Genomic DNA, 22,186 nt, shown 5'->3' with positions numbered 1-22,186 from the left:
CGTATAATCAAGGAAATATTTTACCGCTTCCGTGACAGACGGAACCATTCAGTTTAGGATCATGAGCATAAAGTTCAATTTTTTCTTCCGCGCTTGTTTTGTCGCCCAAATGATTTTTTTGAGCGGGATGGCCTTCGGCCAGGATTCGGGGGGCGACGAGTCGCCAGGACATAACAAGATCACGGACAACATCATTAGGGTAACTACAAATTCTGTCATTTGCGATGACAAGGATTACGAAATCGAGGGCAGTCACCCAAGCGGAGGAGCGGGAAGCGGTTATGGGTATAATTGGACTATCAAGGTTCTTGACAAGAATAACAAAGAAATCGTTATTCCAAACAATGCGGATATTACCCTAAATGAAAGGGGACTTAAGTTAACGGCAAAATACCTGGAAGCTTACCGTAACTATAGTAGCGGTAATAGCTCTCTTATCATTTTGGGAATCACCCGTACCGTAGCCAGTCAAGGGGTTTCTGGCGTCAGTAATATGGTGACTGTAACTATAGTGAGAAAACTTACCCCCGGAAGCCTTTCCGCTCCGTCAGGCACTTTGTGCGCCAATATGGATGATATAACGATCGGTAGTGAGCAAGACGCTGAGGGAGGATCGGGTGATATTATTTACCAATGGGAAAGCCGTGCGGACGGGCAAACAGACTGGCAAGAAATATCAAAAGCCGAAAACGTCTCTTTGACATTGCCTAACCCAGTGGCAGGAACCACTTTTTACCGAAGGGTAGCCTCCAATGATTTTGAAAATGGATGCTTACAAGAAGAAGCAACCGACCCGGTAGAACTGAATATAACCCCGGCTCTGATAGCGGGGCAGATAGTCGCTTCGGGAGGAGGCACAAGTACTGGCTTATGTTCCGGGGAATTACCCGAAACGTTAATCGGCAACAAAACGGAAGCCAGCGGAGGAAGCGGAACGATATCTTATACTTGGGAAAGACAGAAAGGCAATGAAGCGCCGGTTGAAATTGAGGGAGCAACCGGAGCGAGCTATACGCCTTCGGAAGCGTTTGCCGAGCCCCAAACTGTTACCTACACTTTTACCCGTATCGCCAAGAACGATTGCGGAACCGTAAGGAGCAGTCCAGTAACCATCGAGGTCACTCCCGCCGTAATCGCTGGTAAGGTGATGTTTGATCAAGACAACAGTACAGAGATAGAAATTTGCCAAGGCATACCAGTCGGAAAGATTGTTCCAAAACCCGAATCCCCTGCGTCCGGTGGTATCACCACCCCCACTTACCAATGGGAATCCGCACCTTTAGGCAGTAGTGATTGGCAAGAAATGCCGGGCATGAATCTGGCGGAAGTGGAGATCGGCCCTTTGTACGAGAGCACCATTTTCAGAAGGACGGTTACGGGTTATTGTGGCGGTAACTGGAAAACGGTAGGAGGAGACCCCATTACCGTAAACGTGAGACCCCGTCCTGTAGCCGGCGAGATTGGGGATGACCAAACCGTTTGCGCAAACAGTAATCCCGCTATATTGACCAACAAGACGGCTGCCAGCGACGGATACGGCAACCTGACTTATCGTTGGCAAAAATTCGGAGACGGAGAATGGAAGGATATCGCTTCCTCCGCTACCGAGAACTACGACCCCGGAGCCGTTACGGAAATGAGCCGTTTCAGGCGCGCCGTACAGGACGAATGTGGGGTTAGCGCCTATACCGACGCAGTAAGGATAGATATAGCCCCGGAACCGACCGGCGGTAAAATATCGGGGCCCGAAGAGATATGCCATAGTGGAACGGGCACATTGGGATCGGAAAAACCCGGAACGGGATTGGATGCCGTTTACCTTTGGGAGAAAAGAGTGGAAGGCGGTGATTTTATTCCCGTCGCGGATTCCGAAGGCAAAGAGAACCTTGACCTGAAAGAGGTAACCGAAAGCGCCGAGTACCGCAGAAAAATCACGGACAAATGCGGCGAGTACCAGTACTCGAATATCGTGACCGTAAAAGCCGGAATGCCATTACAAAAAGGCGAAATCGGCGAAGACATTACGGTCTGCTACGGCAAGCCGGGCGGAGTGGTCAAGAGTGTAACTCCCGCTACGGGGGGGACAGGCCATATCAAATATCAATGGGAAGTGCGCACCGGCGTGGATACATGGTTTCCGTTACCGGGTATGACCGAAGCTTCGTTGACCTTGGGACCGCTTAAGGAGAACACCGTTTTTCGCAGGAGGGAATATGATGACTGCGCTTCGAGCTATGGAATAAAGGAGACGGTGAACGTTACGGTCATGCCGGAGCTTAACGCCGGAACAATAGGCGGCGGAAAAGATATCTGTCCCGGTGAGACTGGAAAAATAACGCTGGCCAACGTGACAGAAGCTTCCGGCGGACAAGGAACGGTCAATTACTTCTGGGAAAAAGACGAAGGACAGGGCTGGGGTAAAGTCAACGATTCCGATGGGAAATTATCGTTGAGTGTGGACTCCCCGAACAAAAGTGTCCGTTTCCGTCGCGTAGCCCAAGACGAATGCGATCCGAAGGAAAGTCCGGAAGTATGGATTAGGGTACGGGAACTGGTGTCTGGAGGCGTGGTCAAGGGTCCCGGCAGGGTCTGCCCGGGAAGCCCAATAGAGATTCTCAGTGAGGAAGAGGCCGTAAGCGCGGGCGGACAGCCCGTAAGCTACCAATGGCAAAAGTATAAAGACGGGAATTGGATTCCCGTAGACGGACAGACAAGCGCAAATATGAGCCTGTCGGAAAACCTCGGCGAGGAAACCGTTTTCCGCAGGGAAGCTACGGAGGGTTGCGCTCTACCCAAAGTTTCCAATACGGTTACCGTCCGTACGGGATCGGACCTGGACGGCGGTGAGTTGAGCCTTAGTGGGGCTTTGTGCTCGGCGGGCGACCAAGTCCAGATTTTGGGACCCGATATTCCGGGCGCGGAAAAATACCGGTGGGAGATATTGCGAGCCGGGGAAACGGAGTGGGAGAAGCTTCCGGGCCTTACCGGCACCACATTGGATTTGGGAGCCGTCACGGGAGACCTTAAGTTGCGGAGACGTGTTTTTTCAGGCGATTGCCAAGCCCTTAGTTCTGTCTTGGAGCTCAGTGTACCACCCGCTTTGAATCCGGGGAAAATCAGCGGCAGTCAAGTACTTGAGTCCGGGCAGGCACCCGACCCGTTTACCAATGTCGCCGAAGCTTCGGGAGGAACGGGAACCTTAACCTACCAATGGCAAAAGGTTGGCGATACCGGATGGGAAAACATCCCCGACGCCACCGGTGTCGTTTACAGCCCCGACCCGTCGGCGCCTACCGGCCTTTACCGGAGAAAAGTCACAGATGGCTGTGACGAGGCTTTCACCCAAAAACTTTCAGTGGCCTTATTAAGTCCCGCCCAAGCCGGAAACGGCATATCCGAAAGCCAATATATCTGTTACGGTACGGCAGCTACCGCAATCGGTTCCAATGCAGGAGCTGAGGGCGATTATACTTGGGAATATGACGCTGGCGACGGATGGGCATCCGTTAGCGGAGCCACCAGCCCTATGCTTGACCCCGGTACGCTGAACAAGACCCACCGTTACCGCCGAACACGGGTTTCCGATAATAAGGTATCCAATACCGTGACCATCCGGGTAGCGCCAGCGTTAAACGCGGGCAAGATAGCCGGAGGACAAGCCAATATTTGCGATGGCGATCCGATAGGAACCCTTACTTCCCAAGAGGACGCTTCCGGAGGCATTGGGTCTTTGCGATACCAATGGGTATACAGGAATCCCAACGGTCAATGGAAAGAATTTCCCGGAAAAACCGGGGCAAGCGTTACCGCTGGACAATTGGACCAGACCGTAGAGGTTGCTCGCAGGGTTTCCAACGGTTGTAATGAAGTATACTCCAATATATTGGCCTTTGGCGTTTCGGATATTGACGCCGGCAGTCTGATGGCCACCTCGCCTACTTCGGTAACAGCCATACCGGCGACAATAGAAAGTGACCAGCCAGGCAGTGGTGGACAAGGCACCTTGCAATACAGCTGGGAATCCGACGACGGCAGTGGCTGGAAGGTATGGCCGGGTACAGGGGCAAGCTTGTCTTTTTCCGCGCCTCTAGCTTCCGAAACCTCCTTCCGCCGGATTGTTACTGACGGTTGCCAAAAAGACATAACGGCGCCGGTAAGGATTTTTGTAAGCCAGACTTTCTACGCCGGGCAGGTGGAAGGGCCCGAAGAAGTATGCGCGGGCTCCGAGATAACGGTAAAAAGCCTTCGCGACGCGGGCGGTGACTGTGGCGCCATAGTCTACCGTTGGCAACGTTTTGTAAACGGAGAATGGAAATATTTCCCGGACAATCCCGGAGGCAAGGAATACAGCTTCACCGCAAGTTCCACCGGTGGACAAATACGGATTAGGCGAATGGCCGAAGACGCTTGTCAGAAAGTCCCTTCCAACGAGATAACCGTCAGGGTGGTGGGAACCAACGAAACGGAAACCTTGCCCGGCGCCAAAACCATCTGTTACGGCGGATTGGGAGGCGAACTTGGCAATGCGGGCAACCCGGACGTGGAATACCAATGGCAAAGCCGTTCGGCCGGCGCTGGCGAAGGGGCTTGGGCGGATATATCGGGCCAGACAGATCCTATGATACAAGTCGGGTACTTGTACAGTAGCTTGGAATTCCGAAGGGTGGGCGCCATGGACTGCGGCACTATCGAGTCCAACCCTATTCATATCGAAGTAAAACCGGCATTGAGCCCCGGCGGTATTCCGGAGAATTTTATACTCTGCGAGGCTGGTCAAAACGGGACGCTTGTCAGCATCACGGACGCTTCGGGAGGCAAGGGGACCATCAGCTACCAATGGGAGAAGATGGGTGAAACCTGGACCGAAGTTCCGGGACAGACGGGAGCTTCGCTGAATTTGGTAAACGTAAACGTCAGCGCCCGGTACCGAAGGGTCGTGACCGACAGCGAATGTCAGTATCCCGAACCCGTAAAATCCAACACGGCCTATGTACGGGTAGGCTCGGGACTCACCGCCGGCACTATCAGCGGTCCGGCAGAAACCGTTTGCCCCAATAGTGTAGAGGTGCAACTGAACGAAGTGAGCCCTTCTACGGGAGGCAAAGGTGCCGTCAGTCATTTTTGGCAATACCGTACCGAGACTGAAGGCTGGAGCGGAGACAAGATCGTAGGCGCCACAGGACCGGACTATAGCCCCGCAAACCTCAACCTTAGCGGCTATTACCGTCGTGGCGCCGTGGGCGAATGCGACAAACCGGTATATAGCAATGAGGTAGCCGTCAAGGTATACCCCGTTTTTATAACGGGAGGGGAAATCTCCTTCACTGAAGAAAACAGCGTTGGCGAAAAAACTATTTGCGCCGGAAGCCAAGGCGGTACCTTGTTCGGCAAAGCCCTGGCCGAAGGGGGAACGGCCCCTCTTATTTACCAGTGGCAAACCAAAGTAGACGGTGAATGGGTGGATATAGTGGGAATGACCGACCCCGAACAGCTGAAACTGGGTATACTGCGGAACACCGGAACATACGAATACCGCCGACGGGTTACGGACCACTGTCAGGAAGCGTTCTCTAATGTAGCCACCATTACCATTAACCAACCTTTAAAAGCGGGAAGAATAGGTCCCGGGTCTATAGAAATCTGCAAAGGGGACGCAATGCCCTCTATAACGGAAATAGAAGCTCCTTCGGACGGATTTGGCACATACGAGTTCCAGTGGCAATACGTTGAAAATGGAAAGCTGAAGAACCTAGACCCAGAATCCTACTCAAATCCGACTATCACGCCCCCCGATAACGATATCGTGGGAAAACGATACTATTACCGGAAGGTCATTGATAACTGTGGGAGTACCATCGCCAGTAGTGTTCCGGTATCAGTATATGAATCGTTGGACCAAGAAAACGTTAAAATCAGGGCCGAAGCATCTACAGTTTGCTATAACGGACAAGCAAAACTTGAAGGCATTACAAACCTTGGTTCTGAGTATGGTACGGTCACCTACCGATGGTTTAAGATAGTAAACGGTTCCGAAGAAGAACTGCGAGACTGGAGTACCATCGCTACTTATTCCATAAACCTTACCGAGACAACAACCTTCAGGCGAATCTCGAAAAATTTATGCGGTGATTTGAGCAGTAACGATGTAACGGTTACCGTACGCCCCAAACTGGAGCTGGGCGCGCCGTCGGCTGACCAAACCGTTTGTTTCGGCGCCAAGCCTACCCTTAGTTATGGACCGCCAAGCGGAGGGTACGGAAGCTACCGATATCAGTGGCAAAAGTTTGAGAACGGAGAGTGGGATGACATTAATTCGGCGGAAGCCAAGCAATCCTCTTATACTCCTTGGGCCGGTCTGGATAAAACAACCGTGTTCAGGCTACTGGTTAAGGATGATTGTGCTTCTTGGACACCGCATACGGGAGCGAAAAGCTCTATCACCGTCACCGTACTACCCGAGCTGAAGCCCGGCAGGATATACGGTGACCGGGTGATCTGCCACGGAGCTTTGCCCGGAACATTGTGGGGCGTGGAAGCCCCAAGCGGCACCGGCGCGGACTTTACGGTGATCTGGGAGGAGAGCCAAAGAGGCCGTTGGGTAGAAATCACGTCTTCCGAAGGCAAGATGCATTATCGTCCAGGTCCGTTGAAAGGCACCAAATATTACCGGCGAAAAGTGACCAACAAATGCCGGACCGTGTACTCGAACGAAGTGAAAGTTACGGTGGATCCCAAGCCCGTAGATATCCATTATAATACGGAAAGTACCCAAATAACGGGGGAGGGCCCTTGCGACGGAACCAATCCCCAAAACCTAAAAGGCAGCATAACGCTGGAGATGATGGGCGAATACGACGGTACGCTGGCCTACGCGTGGCGCGACGCCAACGGACAGCCGGTAGGCGACAACAGCCAAAGCCTGGCAAACGTTCCTTTGGGCGATTATACGTCTACCGTAACCTTTAACGGACGCTGTACGGTGAGCGAAACGTTCAGTATTCCGAATTGCGCGATAGAAGGAAATATTCTGGAAGGCGATCAAATCCACCTCTGCTTTGGCGAGAGCCATACTTTTGAGGGGTCCCAACCCTCCGGGGGCAAAGGGGAGTACCATTACGTATGGCGCTACTCGGTTAACGGAGGCTACACTTGGCGCAGCGTGCCTCTCCACGATAAGAAAGACCTGACCATAACCCCCGAGTTCGAACATTACGCCAAAGGGCAACGGTTCCAATTTCGCAGGATAGTGGTCAGCGGCTCGAAAATTTCCCGAAGCAATATCGTCTCGTTACGCATATCCCCCGACCTGGAGGGCGGGCTGATCTCCGGACACAGCACTGTCTGCGCGGATAGCCACAGCGGGAGAATCCTTAACAAACGGGAAGCTTCCGGAGGGAATCCGGCCGAGAGAACTTACAGCTGGGAATACCAACCCCTTGACAGCCCCGAGGCCGAGACTATATCGCCTAGCGGATGGTTGCCTGTCGAAGGGGCCACGGATGCCTGGTTGCCTAGCCGTGAGCTGAGCACCCATACGGCGTTCCGTCGACTGGTAACGGACGGCTGCGACCATGACGCCAGCAATACGGTGATCGTCAAGACTCTGGACCTGAATTTCGGATTGGAAATCGAGTTCAGGCAAGCGCAATGCCTAAGCCTTTTTGATCCGGTCATCAGCAGCGATTTTCCCGTACACCCCTTCAAATATTCATGGAATTTCGGAGACGACACCCCCGAAACCAATGACGTAAGGCCCAAACATATATACGCCTCTCCCGGCCAATATACCGTTACGCTGACATTGGAGTACATGTGTCCCTTGGGTGCGATGTTTACCGAAACCGTCACTCGTAATATCACCATAAAGGACAAGTATGAGTTCCGGATAGAGGACGCTGAGGACAAACTGGTTTCCAAGGTTTATGACCAAGTGCTTTCGGCCTCCGTTACCGGCTTCGGCAAGGGGTTTTCAATCAGCGACTTACCCCGGGAGATGCAACAAAGAGACATTACCGGAGGTGACACGAAAAATATTTGGAGAGTCAACAGCAACTACGCTTACCGTAGCGACAGAAACCGGAAAATGGGAGCCGGGCGTCCCGACCTTAGTACCGACGGCACATTTAAGCTGGATATGTTCGACTACGACAACGAGGGCTTCAACAACTTGCACGGGTGGATAAGGAGCGACAGCCTTACCAAGTACAACCCCTACGGTTTTGAGGTGGAGAGCGTAAACGCCCTGAATATCCCGTCTTCCGCCCTGTACGCCTATGACGGACAACTACCCGTCGCCGTGGCGTCAAACGCCGAACACGCAGAGGTGGCTTATTGCGGTTTTGAAATCCAAGACGACCTTCCCGGGGGCAATTTCAACTACTTGGGAGGCGCGGGATGGATAATGGAACGCTTTCCCGTAACATACGGTTACAAAAACACCGGATACGTGGAAGAAAATAGCCAAAGGCTGGAAGAGCCTTCACCTACCGAAAGGGACTGGATATGGCTCTTGTTTACCCGCCCTTATTGGAACCATGACAAGAACTACCTGTACGGCATATACGGATATTTGGGTTACCGGAGAGTGGAGCCGGTATGTATTCAGCAAGCTTGGACAGGATCCAAATACAGCGTGGTGACTCTGGACGCCAACGATGCCCTGCGCGACTACAAAAGCTCTTGGAAAGGCATCCTGTTACGCTATACATACGAACACAGTTCAGCGAACCTGAAGAACCATATTAGTGCGGAAAGGGCCCATTCGGGTAAAAAATCGTTAAAAATCAGTGGCAGTACCCTTTCCGCCGAAGAGTTTAGGCAATCCGATATTCGCCTCAAATCCGAAGAGCGCTATATCGTGGCCGCCTGGGTCTACGGCTCCGAAGAGCCCGGCGAGACCATAGAGGCTATATACCGGCATTTCGGTCCTGATGACGAAGTGATCGAACAGCGCCATAAACTCAGGCCAACGGGCACATCGGTGGAAGGATGGTACGCCGTGGAAGTGGAATTCCCTGCCACGGGAGTCCCCAAATCGCTGTCTTTGCGTTTCGCCGGCGCCACGCCAGCGACCCCCTATTTTGTCGACGATTTGAGAATTCATCCGCTGGACGGGCAAATGAACAGCCATGTCTACGATCCCTCTACGCTCAGGCTAAGCGCCACGCTGGACGAGAACAACTTCGCCACCTTCTACCACTACGACTACGAAGGGAACCTGCACTTGGTAAAACGCGAAACCGAAAGGGGTATCCTCACCGTACAGGAATCCGTTTCGAATATCGCGGCCAAAAAAGGGAAAGTGATAGCGCCGAACGTGGAAGGTTACGAGAACCAGACGCTCTGTAACAATCCGACTCCGAGAGTAAGTAATCTCAAACCTTCGGGAGCGAGATTCCGCTGGTATTCCGTAATCGCCGGTGGGTCGGCCCTCAACCCGTCGGATATAGTAAGCTCCGGTACATACTATGTCGCCAATTCCGACGCTTCGGGAGCCGAATCGGAACGGAAAGCGGTACAAGTTACAATAACGAACGCTTCGGAAATGAGCGTTAGCCTTAGCGGACCCGCCACACTATGCCCTGACGAGGAGATTGTCCTGAACGCCAATGTTACGGGAGGTATCGGGGAGCTAAGCTACCGGTGGAATTTCAACGGTGAGGAAACGGTCACAGCCACGCCCGCATTAAGCAAAACGAATTTCCCCCAAGGGGAATATGAGGCTACGGTTACCGCTATAGCCGGGTCAGGCGCCTGCTTGGTAAACAGGGAAGTGACATCCGAACCTATAACCGTAACCGTACAAATCCCGACCCCGACTATCAGCGTTACGGCGGACAAGACTACACTTTGTCCGGACGAGACGGTCACCTTTACGGCCCAAGTTGACGGGGTAGAACCGGAAACGGAAATCGAATGGTATATCGACGGGATACAGATAAAAGACGAAAAGACGAAAACGTTCGCCTATACGGGGGCTTCGGACGGTCAAGCCGTAGTAGCGAAACTCAATACCGGTATATCCTGCGTTACACAAAAGCCCGAATCGGAACCTGTTACGCTGACTGTAAGAACCTTGGAAATGAATTTTGGTGTTACCAAAATAAAAACGGCCATATGCCCCGGAGGGACCGTAAAGCTAGAGACGAACCTTATAGGCCAAGGGCCGGAAAACTATACGGTAACTTGGTTTAAAGAATTGCCGGATGGCGGAACTCAGGAGTTGGCCCAAGGAAATAAGCTCGAGTCGAACGGACTAAATCCGGACGACAAGGTGCATGCGGAAATACAGGCAGACTGCTACACCCCGTTTGTCACCGAAACCGTTGCGGTAAGACAAGCCGTGATACCGACCGTAAGCCTGGACGGCAACCCCAAGGTATGTCCCGGCGCCTCCGTAACCGTCAATGCCGTAGTCAGTGACGGCAGAGCCAATAGTCACGTATTCGAATGGTACCTAAACGGGAATAAAGTAAGCGGAGAATCCGGAAACGAGCTGACTATAGCCTCTCCCAACACCGGAGACCAGATAAAGGCGAAGCTTATTTTGGACGCCGGATGCGGAGAAAATCCGGAAACGGCCACTATGACCCTAAGCGTCGGCAAAAAGGATATTGAAGCTATTATAGATGTCGGGCCTAGATGTAGCGGTTCATACACTTCCGATCCTTTAGTGATAAGATTTGTAGATGGACCTAAAGGAGCGACGGTTGGGTGGTACAGAATCCCATATTTTGGAGATGACGAACGCTTAGGTGGCGGTTCATACCTCAATATAGGTGGAAGCCATATCGGGCTCGGGCCCAATGCTTGGGTTTACGTCAAAGTGGATGGGGATAACTGTTATAACGACTTTAAATCAGAAACCCTTACCGTACAAGACGCCGCGACAGTTACCCCAAGTATCACCATTACTCCAAGCCACACGTCGATCATACAAGGAGGGACGGTATCGTTTAACTGTTCTTCTCAAAATGTTAGTGTAGGAGGCGACTATTCTTGGTATGTAAATGACCAACTAATCGATACAAATGATCTTTGGGACCCTACATTTACCCATACGTTCAATGAACCCGGCACCTATGTGATTAAGGTAGAGAAACCGTCTTCTTATTTTCTCAAAACATGTAATAACCCCAATTACACCCCTAAGATTTCGAACACGGTAACCATTACGGTTTCTGAACCATAAGAAGTCTAGAGAGAAGCATTAAAATATGGGTTACTAAAATTTCACAATCCGTTACCGGACATCCTTGCAAATAACAGACACTATGAGATATACACTTTTCCTGGCAATACTCTGGACCTTGCTGTCATTCGGATCTTTTGCCCAAGGCCAAGAGGAAAACAAAGCCAAAGCCCGGTTGTCCGAGCTCTCCCGCCACTTCGAGGGAGCCGAACGACTGTATGCCAAAATGCGGGTTATGGGCCTGCGCGAAAGCGATTCTTTGCCCTACTATGACCATACGGCCGAAGTGCGGTTTTCGGGCAATAATTTCTGGAACCGATTCAACGGATCGGAAACCATGGTTTGCGACGGGCTGATCTTTCAGGCCAGAACGGACATGAAGCAATTGCTTTGCAGGGTACGTACGCCCTTGGAAGCCAGAAAGGCAAGACAGGGAGCCCAACTGCTGCAGAACATGGACAAGATCCTCAAACAATACAAAACACTCCGGCATACGGAGGATAAAAAAGATAACGTGGAGATTTTCGTCTTTGGTGAAGGGCAGGGACATATAAAGGAAATGGAACTGCATATCGGAAAAAAGGACCATAAGCCTAAAGAGATGGTTTACCGGTACGACCCGAAACGCTTTGGCAACGGGAACAAAGTAAGGATTGTATTCGAAGTGTTCGATAGCCAAAGCCCGGTGGACTCTAACTATTTTCGGCCGGAACGTTACTTAAGCTCCGACAAAGGAAAAATAAAACCCAAGGGCGAATTCGGAGAGCTTAGGTTCCATTGCCCGGACAAAAACGCGATGGCTAAGCTAAAAAACGTTTTGGGACGATAAAAGATTATAGCATAACCCATTAGGACTTTGAACTCAGGTATTAGGCACCTAAGTCCTGTTCTGATTAGTCTGCTTTCCACCGAAAACCCAGACCGGGAAATAATTCTTAAACGTCCCTAGAAAGAGCGTAGCGGGTAGCTTCCGTGCTCCGGACATTAATAACGTAGATTTTTACGCCCCATTACGAAGCTATTCGGATTCGCATACGGGGAAAAAGATATTTTTAAACCGACACGACATGTTTTTCGAGAATCCCATCGCCAAGGCTGGCCTGCGCGCCCTGGCCACACTTTTCGCGATATGGACGGCCATAACGCCTACGATGGCGCAAGACGGCCCCGAAATCCCCGGCTGGGCCCTCACCGGGCGCGACGGTCGGACGAAGGCCAAACTGGCCTTGGCCAAGACCTTTCCCCTCTCCGAACTGGAGGAGGGCAAGCCCTACAACCCCTTCGGGGGCAACGCCTGCCCCGAGGGCGAGTACGCCCTGGAACTAGTCCTGGCCGACAACGGGCTCGGAAAACTGGACGACGGCCCCTGGAAGCTGACCCTGGGGGTGGAGCTCCGCAAGGCGAGCCAGGAAGAGCCTCTGGCCGTGTTCTCCCTTTCGCTAGACTCACGGGCCGGACGCTACGCCCAGCGCCGTTTCCACACCGGCAACGACCTCGACTGCGACGGAGGCAACCAATACAGCCTGGCCGTCACCTCCATTACAACCGAGGGTAAAGTACCCGTCGACGGCGTGGAGCTGACCGAAAACTGGCACTCGAAACCCGAGGCCGATCTGGAGGCGACGTTCGGGGTCCACCTGGACAATGTCCGCGCCAAATCGCACCGCGCCCTGCTCTCCTGGGAGTCCGCCGGAGCGGGCGTTTCCGAATACGACGCCGAGTGGGTGTTCGTCGACATGCGGGACGGAGGTTACGAACCCGGAATCACCGACCCCTACACCTACAAGGAACCCGTACGCGTAAGCGTCCGGGACACCCGGATCCACATCGACGCCCTGCATCCCGAAGGCAGGATATTCGCCCGCGTGCGGGCCGTGGCCTATACCGATGACGGAAAAGGCGGAACCGCAAGGGAAACGGGCCCCTGGATGTTCGCCGGGGCCGAAGGCTGGGACTACAAGAACTACGGCATGCAGATAGCCGGCAAGTCCGGCGAACACTGGCAGCGCGTCACCGGATTCGCCGAGGAGGGCAAACGCAAGACCTCCGTAAGCTACTTCGACGACGGCATGCGCAACAGGCAAGCCATCACCGACCTGGGCACCGAAAACCGCGTGGCCGTGGCAGAGAATTTCTACGACTACGAAGGGCGCCCCTCCGCCACGCCGCTGGCGGTTCCCGCCCAAGAGCGCACGCTCGACTATATCCCCGACTTCAACGCCTTCGCCACGCCCGGAGGGAAACGGGGGAAAGAGCGGAACCTCTACGACAACGGCAGGGCCGAAAACGCGAAGCTCGACGACGGGTCCGGCGCCGCGAGGTACTACTCCCCCCGCAACCCCGACGCCAACACCCAGGCGGGCGCCATGATTCCCGACGCCGAAGGTTACGCCTACGCCCATACCGAATACACCCGCGACGCCACCGGCAGGGTACGGCGCCAGGCCGGCGCCGGGGAGGCCTTCCGAGACGGCGGGGGAAGGGCCGTAAGGCACTTCTACACCGATCCCTCGCAGGAGGAGCTGTACCGCCTGTTCGGCCCCAACGCCGGGGACGCCTCGCAATACCGCAAAAAAGCCACCGTGGACCCCAACGGGCAGGCCTCCCTGGTCTACACCGACCTGAGGGGAAAAACCGTGGCCACGGCCCTCACCGGAGAGGCCCCCGGAAACGTGGACCCGCTCGCAAGCATCGGGGAGGGGAGCCAGACGCTGGAGGTGGACCTCACCGGCCGGCACGTCACTTCGGGCGACCGCAGGATCACCGAATACCGATTCCTGAACGTGGCGCCCAACACCGCCTACACCTTCACCTACAACCTGGCCGCGCAGGCCAAAGAAATCGCCGTGGCGGGATGCATGGAGTGCCGCTACGCGGTGACGTTCTACCTGATAGATCCGGCCGGCGACCGCGTGCCCCTGCGCAACCCCTCCGGCAAAGTCACCGATATCCTGACCGCCGACCTTAACGCCTCGAACTGCGAGGCCGTCAGCGCCCTTGAGCCCGAACCCATGACCGCCGTCCTCGCGGAGATCGGGGAATACGCCGTGTACAAGGAGGTCCGGGTGCGGGACTGGAGCGTAGAGGAGATCCGGAACAGCATCGACCTGACCGCCGAGATAGAGGCTATCGAGGAGCATTACACAGAGATGATAACCGTGCTGAAAGAGGACTGTCCCGTCGACGGCGGGGGAGCCGGAGCCGAGGAGCTGATCGCCGAGGCCTTCCTCGACAACGCCAACGCCGAGTGCGAGAGCATCATGACCGAGATACTCTCCGACCTGGACGATAAGGGCATAGAGATAAACGAGGAGAATATCCGCGCCCACGACCGCCACTGCGAATACGAGTACTGCGCGGACAACGTCGCCGGCGAGGTGTACGCCATGCAGCTCAGCCGGAAACGGGAGTGGAAGGCCCTGAGGGACGAGGCCCTGGCCGTGCCCGGGAACAAGTACCGGGAAGAGTTCGCCGTGACGGAATACCTGCTGGAGCACGACCCCTTCTTCACCCAAGGGTACGGCAAGAAAAAGGAGGACCGGTTCTGGGACCTGATGGAGTTCGAGCTGGGCGACGACCTGCGCGGAAGCGCCGAGCGCATAGCCGACCCGCAGGACAGGGACTTCTGGAAGGCGCCGGAAAAGGGCGCCAGCCCCGTACACGTGCTCTACGCCGAACTGCTCCGCACCGAGACCGGCGAGGCGCTTGCCGACAAGATCGACAAGCAGCGCTGGGACATCTACCGCGGGTATTACGAGGAGGCCAAGAAACTCCTGGTGCGCGAGATGGCCCGGGACGGCATAGAAGTGGGGGAGGGCGAGGAACAGAAGGAGTGGTCCTGCCCCGCCATGGCCGAAAAGAAAAACCCCGAGGCCTCGTTCCCCGACGGGTGGAAGGACAAGGACGATTTTGACAATCAGGTCGACAAATTCAAAAACACTCTGGGCCTGGACGACGGGTACGTGAGCCTGAACACCGGAACGGATATAAACGCCGACCGTGTGGACCTGCAGATAAAGGCCGTGACCTCGCTGTGCGGCACCGTGCTGGAGGAAGGGGAGAAGGAGATTCTTACCGAACACATCGTCTCCTATTTCCGGAGAAAAAAACACCTGGCCTTCATGTTCGGCTTCTTCGACAAGGCCGACGTGGGCGTGGACCCCGACCTGGACGCCATCATAGCGATGTTCAAAGAAAAGGATTGCGATATCGTCGAGAAGGAGTTCGTCATAGAGAACCCCTTCGGATGCGCCGAGGAGAAAGAGATTGTCGTGCCCGAACCCTTCCCCGCCTTCGGACAGGGGAGCTCCCGGGTGGCGTCAGCCTCGGGCAATTCCGTACGGGCGGCACCGGAAAACCCCTCGGCCTCCGCGGGCTTCGTTCCGCCGTCCCTGAGCCGGAAGTCGGCGGAAAAACAGGTCCAAAGCGACGAGGACAAGATCATGGCCGACGCCTTGGCCGTGATGGGGATCGGGGCCGTGGCCCCGACAGCCAACACCGACATGGCCAACCCCTCTATCCCCAAAAAGGAAATCGACGCGCTGGTCGACCTCTACAACGCTACGGGAGGGGACGATTGGCACGGAAGCTATTATCTCTATCCCGAAAGCAAAGCCCTGTGGAAATCTTTTGTCCAGGACCCGGCATCGGTGTCCGTTTCGGACCTTGCGGGCTTGACCGTAATGGACGGGCACGTGACGGGAATAGAACTGTATTCGGCTTCGCTTGACGGAAACATTCCGGCCAGTATCAACGACTTCAGGAAGCTTACCTCCCTGAATCTGGAAAACAACAAACTCCGGGGAAGCGTCCCCCCACTCGATATGCCCGGCCTAACCACGCTGGTTTTGGCCTCCAACAGCCTTTCGGGGGAAATGCCGGACCTTTCGGCCTTTGCGGACCTGGAGACCCTTGACCTTAGCGCGAACGCGTTCTCCGGCCCTGTGTCCCCATCGATCTCCCAACTTGAAAACTTGAGGGTGGTGATTCTCCACCATAACAGTCTGGACGGTAAAATTCCGGATCTGGGAGAATTGACTTATCTGGAAAAATTCGACATAAACAGCAACAAGATCGTCGGACTTCCCGACAGGATCACTTCCAAAAATATAACCCTGCTTAACTTTTCGAACAACTTGGTCCGGGGGATTCCCGAAAGCCTCTCCATTCCCCGGCCTGATTATGAAGGGGATTACGAGGGTTTATACGCTATGCCCGTAGTGTTTTTATCCTATAACCAACTGTCCGGACTCCCGGAAAACTTCTGGGCAAAGACCTACGGCTCAATTTTCCTCAACAACAACGAAATCTCAAGTCTTCCTTCCGGAAGCGGAAACACCAAACAGATATATCTCCGCAACAATAAACTTCTGGCACTGCCCGGTGATTTCGGCAAAAATGATCTTTTCCCCGGCCTAAAGGTCCTCGACATCGGAGGAAACAAACTGTCGCCATCCGTTCTCGACGATTTGATGGATCCGTCACGGTTCGGAAACCTAAAAACTCTTGGGGTGGCGGGCGCCAAGATAGAGGCTGTCCCTGCCGCGTTCTGCCAAAAATTTGCGGGACTGAACACTTTGGACCTCAACGACAATTTGTTGCTAAATATTCCGTCGGGATTTGAAAACCTTATCCGTTCCGGGCTGGAGCGACTTTTTTTGGCGGGAAACAGGTTTCAGGAAATGCCCCAGATGCTAAGCAAAGCGTACGCGGTTACCATTACGGACGATTGGGGTGAGGAAGAGGTGGAATATAGGGGAATATCAACATTGGACTTGTCCCGGAATATGATTTCGGAACTGCCTAAACTGATACACCCTTTTAACCACCATTGTTACGACTGCGGCCATCAGGAAGCCGACAATAAGTTCCACCATCTCCGGTTGGACCATAACCTTCTGACCGACTACCCGTGGGGAAGCCCCAAGGTACATCCTGGACTATCCTTGAGACACAACAGGTTGACAAAGATTCCCACGCCTTGGACGGCCGAAATGCCGGACGGGGCGGAGCTACCCGAAGGTTATCTGCCTTTCTACGAAATCCTGCGCTTTTTGGACCTGAGTTATAACGAAATTGACACCTACCAAAATATTTACGCCACCCAAGCGGTACTAAACGGCAACAGGATTTCAAAATCCATTCCGTCATGGCCACATAAAACCCACGAAAGCGGTGTTCTGTTGGAGCATAGCGGAATGGAGAATTTGGATTTTCTGAAAGTGTTTGAGGGGCCGGAGCTGGGTGTCGATTTGCTTGTGTACCCCAATAACGGCCTAAGGTATACGGACATTATAAAATCGGAAGAAATCCTGAATGTCCGGGAAGGCGTTCAGGAACCCATCATTTTTAAGCTCCCGAACTTTATTCAGGGGAAAAGTTCCGTTAAATACGAATTGGCGGACAGATCCCTCGTATCCGCCCAGATGTTCGATCCCGTTACGTGCTCGTCCGAATACGGAAGCCTTTTCTCTTTCAAATGGGAATACGAGACAGACCTCGGCTGGAAACAGGTACTGCCCGGGGACAAGACAGATATGGATGCGGACGGCTTCTCGCCCAGCCAGAGAGAGGTCTCTTTAGCAGACGGTATGGAAAGGCTGAAGCTGAGCATTAAGTTTAACCATCAGCAAATTGACAAGCAGAAACATTACGTCAACGAAAGTCTTCCCAATATTTTTGAAGGCTATGATAACGGGGGGATTAATCACGGGGACTATTTTTCAAGCCTTTTGCTGGACCACAAACACTTCAGCCCCTCAAACCCTTGGGAGTCCAACAGGAGCCACTTAGTTACTCCCGAAACTTTGGTTGTCAAAGAATACGAGATAGAGAACAAACGCCCCACCCTCTGCCTAAACCCTACCACCACCGGCACCCACTGGTTCTACCGCGTCTACACCGCCACGGAGTACACGCACATACTGCGCGAGCAGTGCGAGAAAAACGTGGAGCGGATCGTAGAGGAGCGCAAGCGCCAAACCGTCGACAGCCTCTACAGCGCCAAAATGTCGGAGTTCTACCGCCTGAGCGAGACGGCCTGCATGGACAATATCAGGACCGACCGCCTGGCCTACGAGTATACCCCCAAGGAGCACCACTACACGCTCTACTACTACGACCAGGCCGGCAACCTGAAAGAGACCGTGCCCCCCGAGGGCGTGGCCCCGCTGGACAAGGCGAAGGTGGCCGAACTCGCGGCCAAAAAACGCCTGCGGGACTCCGGCGTCGATCCCGGGGCCCTGGAAAACCTGGACGAAAGCCTGTACCCGGCCCACCGCCTGCGCACGCGCTACCAATATGACGCCCTGAACCGCCTGGCGTGGCAACGGAGCCCCGACGGGGGAGCCGTCCACTTCCGCTACGACGCGCTGGGGCGCCTGCGCCTCTCGCAGAACGCCCGGCAGGCCCGAGAGGACAAGGCCTCCTATATCAAGTACGACGCCCTGGGCCGTACCGTGGAGAGCGGCGAGATGGAGGGATTCGCCACCGACCTGTCCATGGACGACGGGGAAAGCAATGACGACGACGACCCCGGCGACCTGCGGGACAAGCTGAACAACCCCGCCTATCCGGGGCCGGACGACGCGGGCCTGACCCTCAGGCACGTCACCCGCACGCACTACGACCGCCGCGCGGCGCAGGACCTGTTGCCGGAAGGCTTTCCGCAGGACTTCGAACCGGAAAACCTCCGCAAGCGGGTATCCTGGACCGAGCGCCTGGAGGAGGGGCCCGGAGGCGAGGCCGTCACCGCGCACTACAGCTACGACATACACGGCAATGTCAAGAGCCTGGTGCAGTGCCAGTCCGGACTGGAGCCGAAGCGGACCGACTACGTGTACGATTTGCTCAGCGGAAACGTGAACTACGTCTTCTACCAGTTCGGAAAGCCCGACCAGTTCGCCCACCGCTACGACTACGACGCCGACAACCGCCTGCTGGAGGTGCACACCTCCGCCGACAGGCTGGTGTGGCACCGCGAAGCCACCTACCGCTACTACGCCCACGGGCCCCTGCGCCGCGTGGAGCTGGGCCAGGCCGCCGCCCCGCAGGGGACGGACTACTACTACACCCTGCAGGGATGGCTCAAGGGCGTGAACGCCGTGGGGGACGAATCCGACCCCGGAAGCGCCGCGGCCAAGGACGCCTTCGCCTACAGGCTGGGCTACTATGAGGGCGACTACAGCCCCGTAAACGCCGGAAAAGCCCCCAAAGGCGAGGCCGGGCTATGGGAAAAGCAGGAGGCCGAAAACGGCAACCGCGGGCTGTACAACGGCAACATATCCTGGATGGTCACCGACCTGCCCTACGCCGGCGAACAGGACGGCGCCAGGGAGAAGGGCGTGCAGGGCATGCTGTACAGGTACGACCAGCTGAACCGGCTGGTCAAGGCCCGGAGTCTTTCGGGCTATGCGGCCGCCACGGGGGCCTTCGCCGCGCGCGAAGCCGTGATGCCCTACGACACCGACTATTCCTACGACGCCAACGGCAATATCCTGACGCTGGAGCGCAGGAACAAGGACGGGGAGCTGGGGCATAAGTTCTCCTATTCCTACAACCGGGACGCCGACGGCGAACTGGCCGACAACCGCCTGCGCCGCGTACTCAACGATCCCGAGGTGGCCGCCGCCGTGGGCGGAAGCTCCAAGCCCGCCGGCTGGGACGAGAGGGTGTACGACAACGAGCCCCTGCCCGACAGACAGCCGGAGCACTACCGCTCGCTGACCGTCTCGGGCGCCGGCGCCTCCGTGGAAGCCGGCAGGGACGTGGAAGCCGTGGCCGGGGAGATCCTCCTGAAGCCGGGATTCGAGGTGAAGGCCGGCGCCCAGGCCCTGTTCAGGGCCGAGCCAGTGCCGGAGGAAAAGCCCGAGCTCTTCGCCGAACAGACCGATCCCGACAACTACGTGTATGACGAGATCGGCAACCTTCTGGAGGACAAGGCCGCCAAGGTGCGCATAGACTGGTTGCCCGACGGCAAGGTGGCCCGGGTGCGCAAAACCCTGGACGCGGGAGAGCAGGTGACCCTTTTCGCCTACGACGCCTCCGGAAACCGCATAAGCAAGACCGTGAGGACACCTGACGGGGAGGAGAGAACCACCCACTACCTGCGCGACGCCTCCGGAAACCCCATGGCCACCTACGAGGACGGTAAGCTGGCCGAACAGCCCGTGTACGGCAGTTCGAGGCTCGGCCTGTACCGCCCGCGGACGGGCACCCCGGCGGGAGACCTGCGCGTAGGGTTGCGCAACTACGAGCTCACCAACCACCTGGGCAACGTGCTGGCGGTAATCTCCGACAAAGCCTCAGCAGACGGAAACCCCGACGTGCTTTCCACCAACGACTATTTCCCCTTTGGTTTGACCATGAAAGGGCGTAGCTTTAGTGCGGGAAAGTATAGGTATGGGTTCAACGGCAAGGAGAAGGATGAGAACGGCGAGTGGGGTGGTCATACGAATTATGACTACGGGTTCAGGATTTATAACCCGGCTATAGCAAAATTCTTGAGCGTGGATCCGTTAACAAAAAGTTACCCGATGTTGACGCCTTATCAATTTGCTTCTAACCGCCCGATTGACGGGGTAGACCTAGACGGGTTAGAATATTTAAATAAAGATGAGGCTCGTGTAAAGGTTACAAACGGAGAACTGCACATTAATCTCGATAATATGAACCTAGGATTTAGGACCGCTTGGAGAAGCTCAGAGATAGCTGCCGTTGAAGAAGACAACTTCCACAATTTAGTAAGCACTTGGGACCCAGGATACATCGGAAAATCAACGTTAGTAGGACAAATAGAGGCTCCCGCACTTCCAACCTTCCCTGACATGCTAAACCTTGACAATGGATATGGAGCGAATGATCCTCATTATGTTACGGGAAGGCATGAAGTAGAGGGTATGGGACGATATAAATATAATCCAAAATTCCAATCACAGCGGTTTCTTAATGGTATGACCTATAATGTAATGAAAACGCGGGCAACCTCTGCCATTTCCGTTACTCTTGAAGTCTTAAAATTTGGATTGGAAGCATATAATATATACGCCAACAATAAGGATATGGAGCTTATAGAGTCTCATCGTTTATTATTCGCAAATAATGTCATTAAGGACATGGAAATCGCAATAAATAAAGATTGGTTCCCTGAAAAATTTAAAAATAAACAAGACTTAGGCGCCATATCTAATGTTGTGTTAACGGGGGTCAACCCCTCAAAAAACAAAGAAATCTATGAGATAGGTATGAAAATCGTTAATGAAATATCGAAAAATCCAACTATTTACAAATATGATAAAAAGAAAGATCCTTTCTATTTAAAAGGCCAATTCGATCAGGCGAAAAGAGATGCCTTCAACGACAGAAAATTTATAGAATTCATAAAAAGCTTCCCCCTTTAGTAAAAATATTTATGCAATCAATAAATTCAGCGTTAATATGCATTGCTATTAGTTTAATAATGTTAGGATGTAAACCCAGATGGACACATTTAGAGGGTTCCTGGAGCATACAATTTGCAATTATTAACGGAAAAAAAGTATCTAAATGGGACTTGCCTATTTCATGTCATTATTTCTTTCTTAACAAAGATTTAACTTGTGTTTTCCCTGTTCTTTTAGATAAGCATGAGATGGAAAATACCCGACACATGTGTGAAAGCACATGGAGAATGTTTCGAAAAGATGGAATTATGTATTTAGAAATCAAATCTTCAGATGATGAAGTATTTCATGGTGTTTACGAAATCACACACTACGGTAGATTCAGAAAGAAAAATCATACTGGAGTAGCTGTACCGACTGTAGGCATGAGACTACAAACAATTATTGATAAACAGGATACTGTTATCTTTGATTGTGTGAAGAATATCATTAGTATCTAGATTTACCCCCTCCCCGCTAACACAAGTATATGTCCTAGCCGGAAACTCACGCCGAGCGCATTGGCCATTTGACTGTAACGCAAGGGCTGTATCAATAAAAAATGCATGGAAAATCC

At 54.0% G+C, this 22,186-nt stretch carries 4 protein-coding genes; all 4 read left to right on the top strand.

From position 1 onward, the window contains the following. Nucleotides 1-61 precede the first annotated feature (61 nt). The 4 genes from AABK39_RS26150 (at nt 62) to AABK39_RS26135 (ending at nt 22,070) form a co-directional block, all read left to right on the top strand. Nucleotides 62-11,191, top strand: a complete 11,130-nt coding sequence (locus AABK39_RS26150) for a PKD domain-containing protein (protein ID WP_338396108.1) — start codon at nt 62-64, stop codon at nt 11,189-11,191. An 82-nt stretch (nt 11,192-11,273) separates the two neighbouring features. After that, nucleotides 11,274-12,020, top strand: a complete 747-nt coding sequence (locus AABK39_RS26145; RefSeq protein ID WP_338396107.1) for a hypothetical protein — start codon at nt 11,274-11,276, stop codon at nt 12,018-12,020. A gap of 238 nt (nt 12,021-12,258) precedes the next feature. Continuing rightward, nucleotides 12,259-21,588 carry an RHS repeat-associated core domain-containing protein gene (locus AABK39_RS26140; RefSeq protein ID WP_338396106.1) on the top strand — a complete coding sequence of 3,110 codons (9,330 nt, stop codon included), beginning with the start codon at nt 12,259-12,261 and terminating at the stop codon, nt 21,586-21,588. Between the two features lie 11 nt (nt 21,589-21,599). Further along, complete coding sequence (locus tag AABK39_RS26135) at nt 21,600-22,070, top strand: hypothetical protein (RefSeq protein ID WP_338396105.1); 471 nt, start codon at nt 21,600-21,602, stop codon at nt 22,068-22,070. Nucleotides 22,071-22,186 lie beyond the last annotated feature (116 nt).

Source organism: Fulvitalea axinellae (assembly GCF_036492835.1).
GTDB lineage: Bacteria > Bacteroidota > Bacteroidia > Cytophagales > Cyclobacteriaceae > Fulvitalea > Fulvitalea axinellae.
The sequence above is the reverse complement of the archived record's forward strand: the minus strand, read 5'-3'. Positions and strand labels throughout refer to the sequence as shown.

Bases quoted from the DNA above. Each gene is read 5' to 3' on its own strand.
- AABK39_RS26140 (WP_338396106.1), top strand. From the start codon at position 12,259: ATGTTTTTCGAGAATCCCATCGCCAAGGCTGGCCTGCGCGCCCTGGCC.
- AABK39_RS26145 (WP_338396107.1), top strand. From the start codon at position 11,274: ATGAGATATACACTTTTCCTGGCAATACTCTGGACCTTGCTGTCATTC.
- AABK39_RS26150 (WP_338396108.1), top strand. From the start codon at position 62: ATGAGCATAAAGTTCAATTTTTTCTTCCGCGCTTGTTTTGTCGCCCAA.
- AABK39_RS26135 (WP_338396105.1), top strand. From the start codon at position 21,600: ATGCAATCAATAAATTCAGCGTTAATATGCATTGCTATTAGTTTAATA.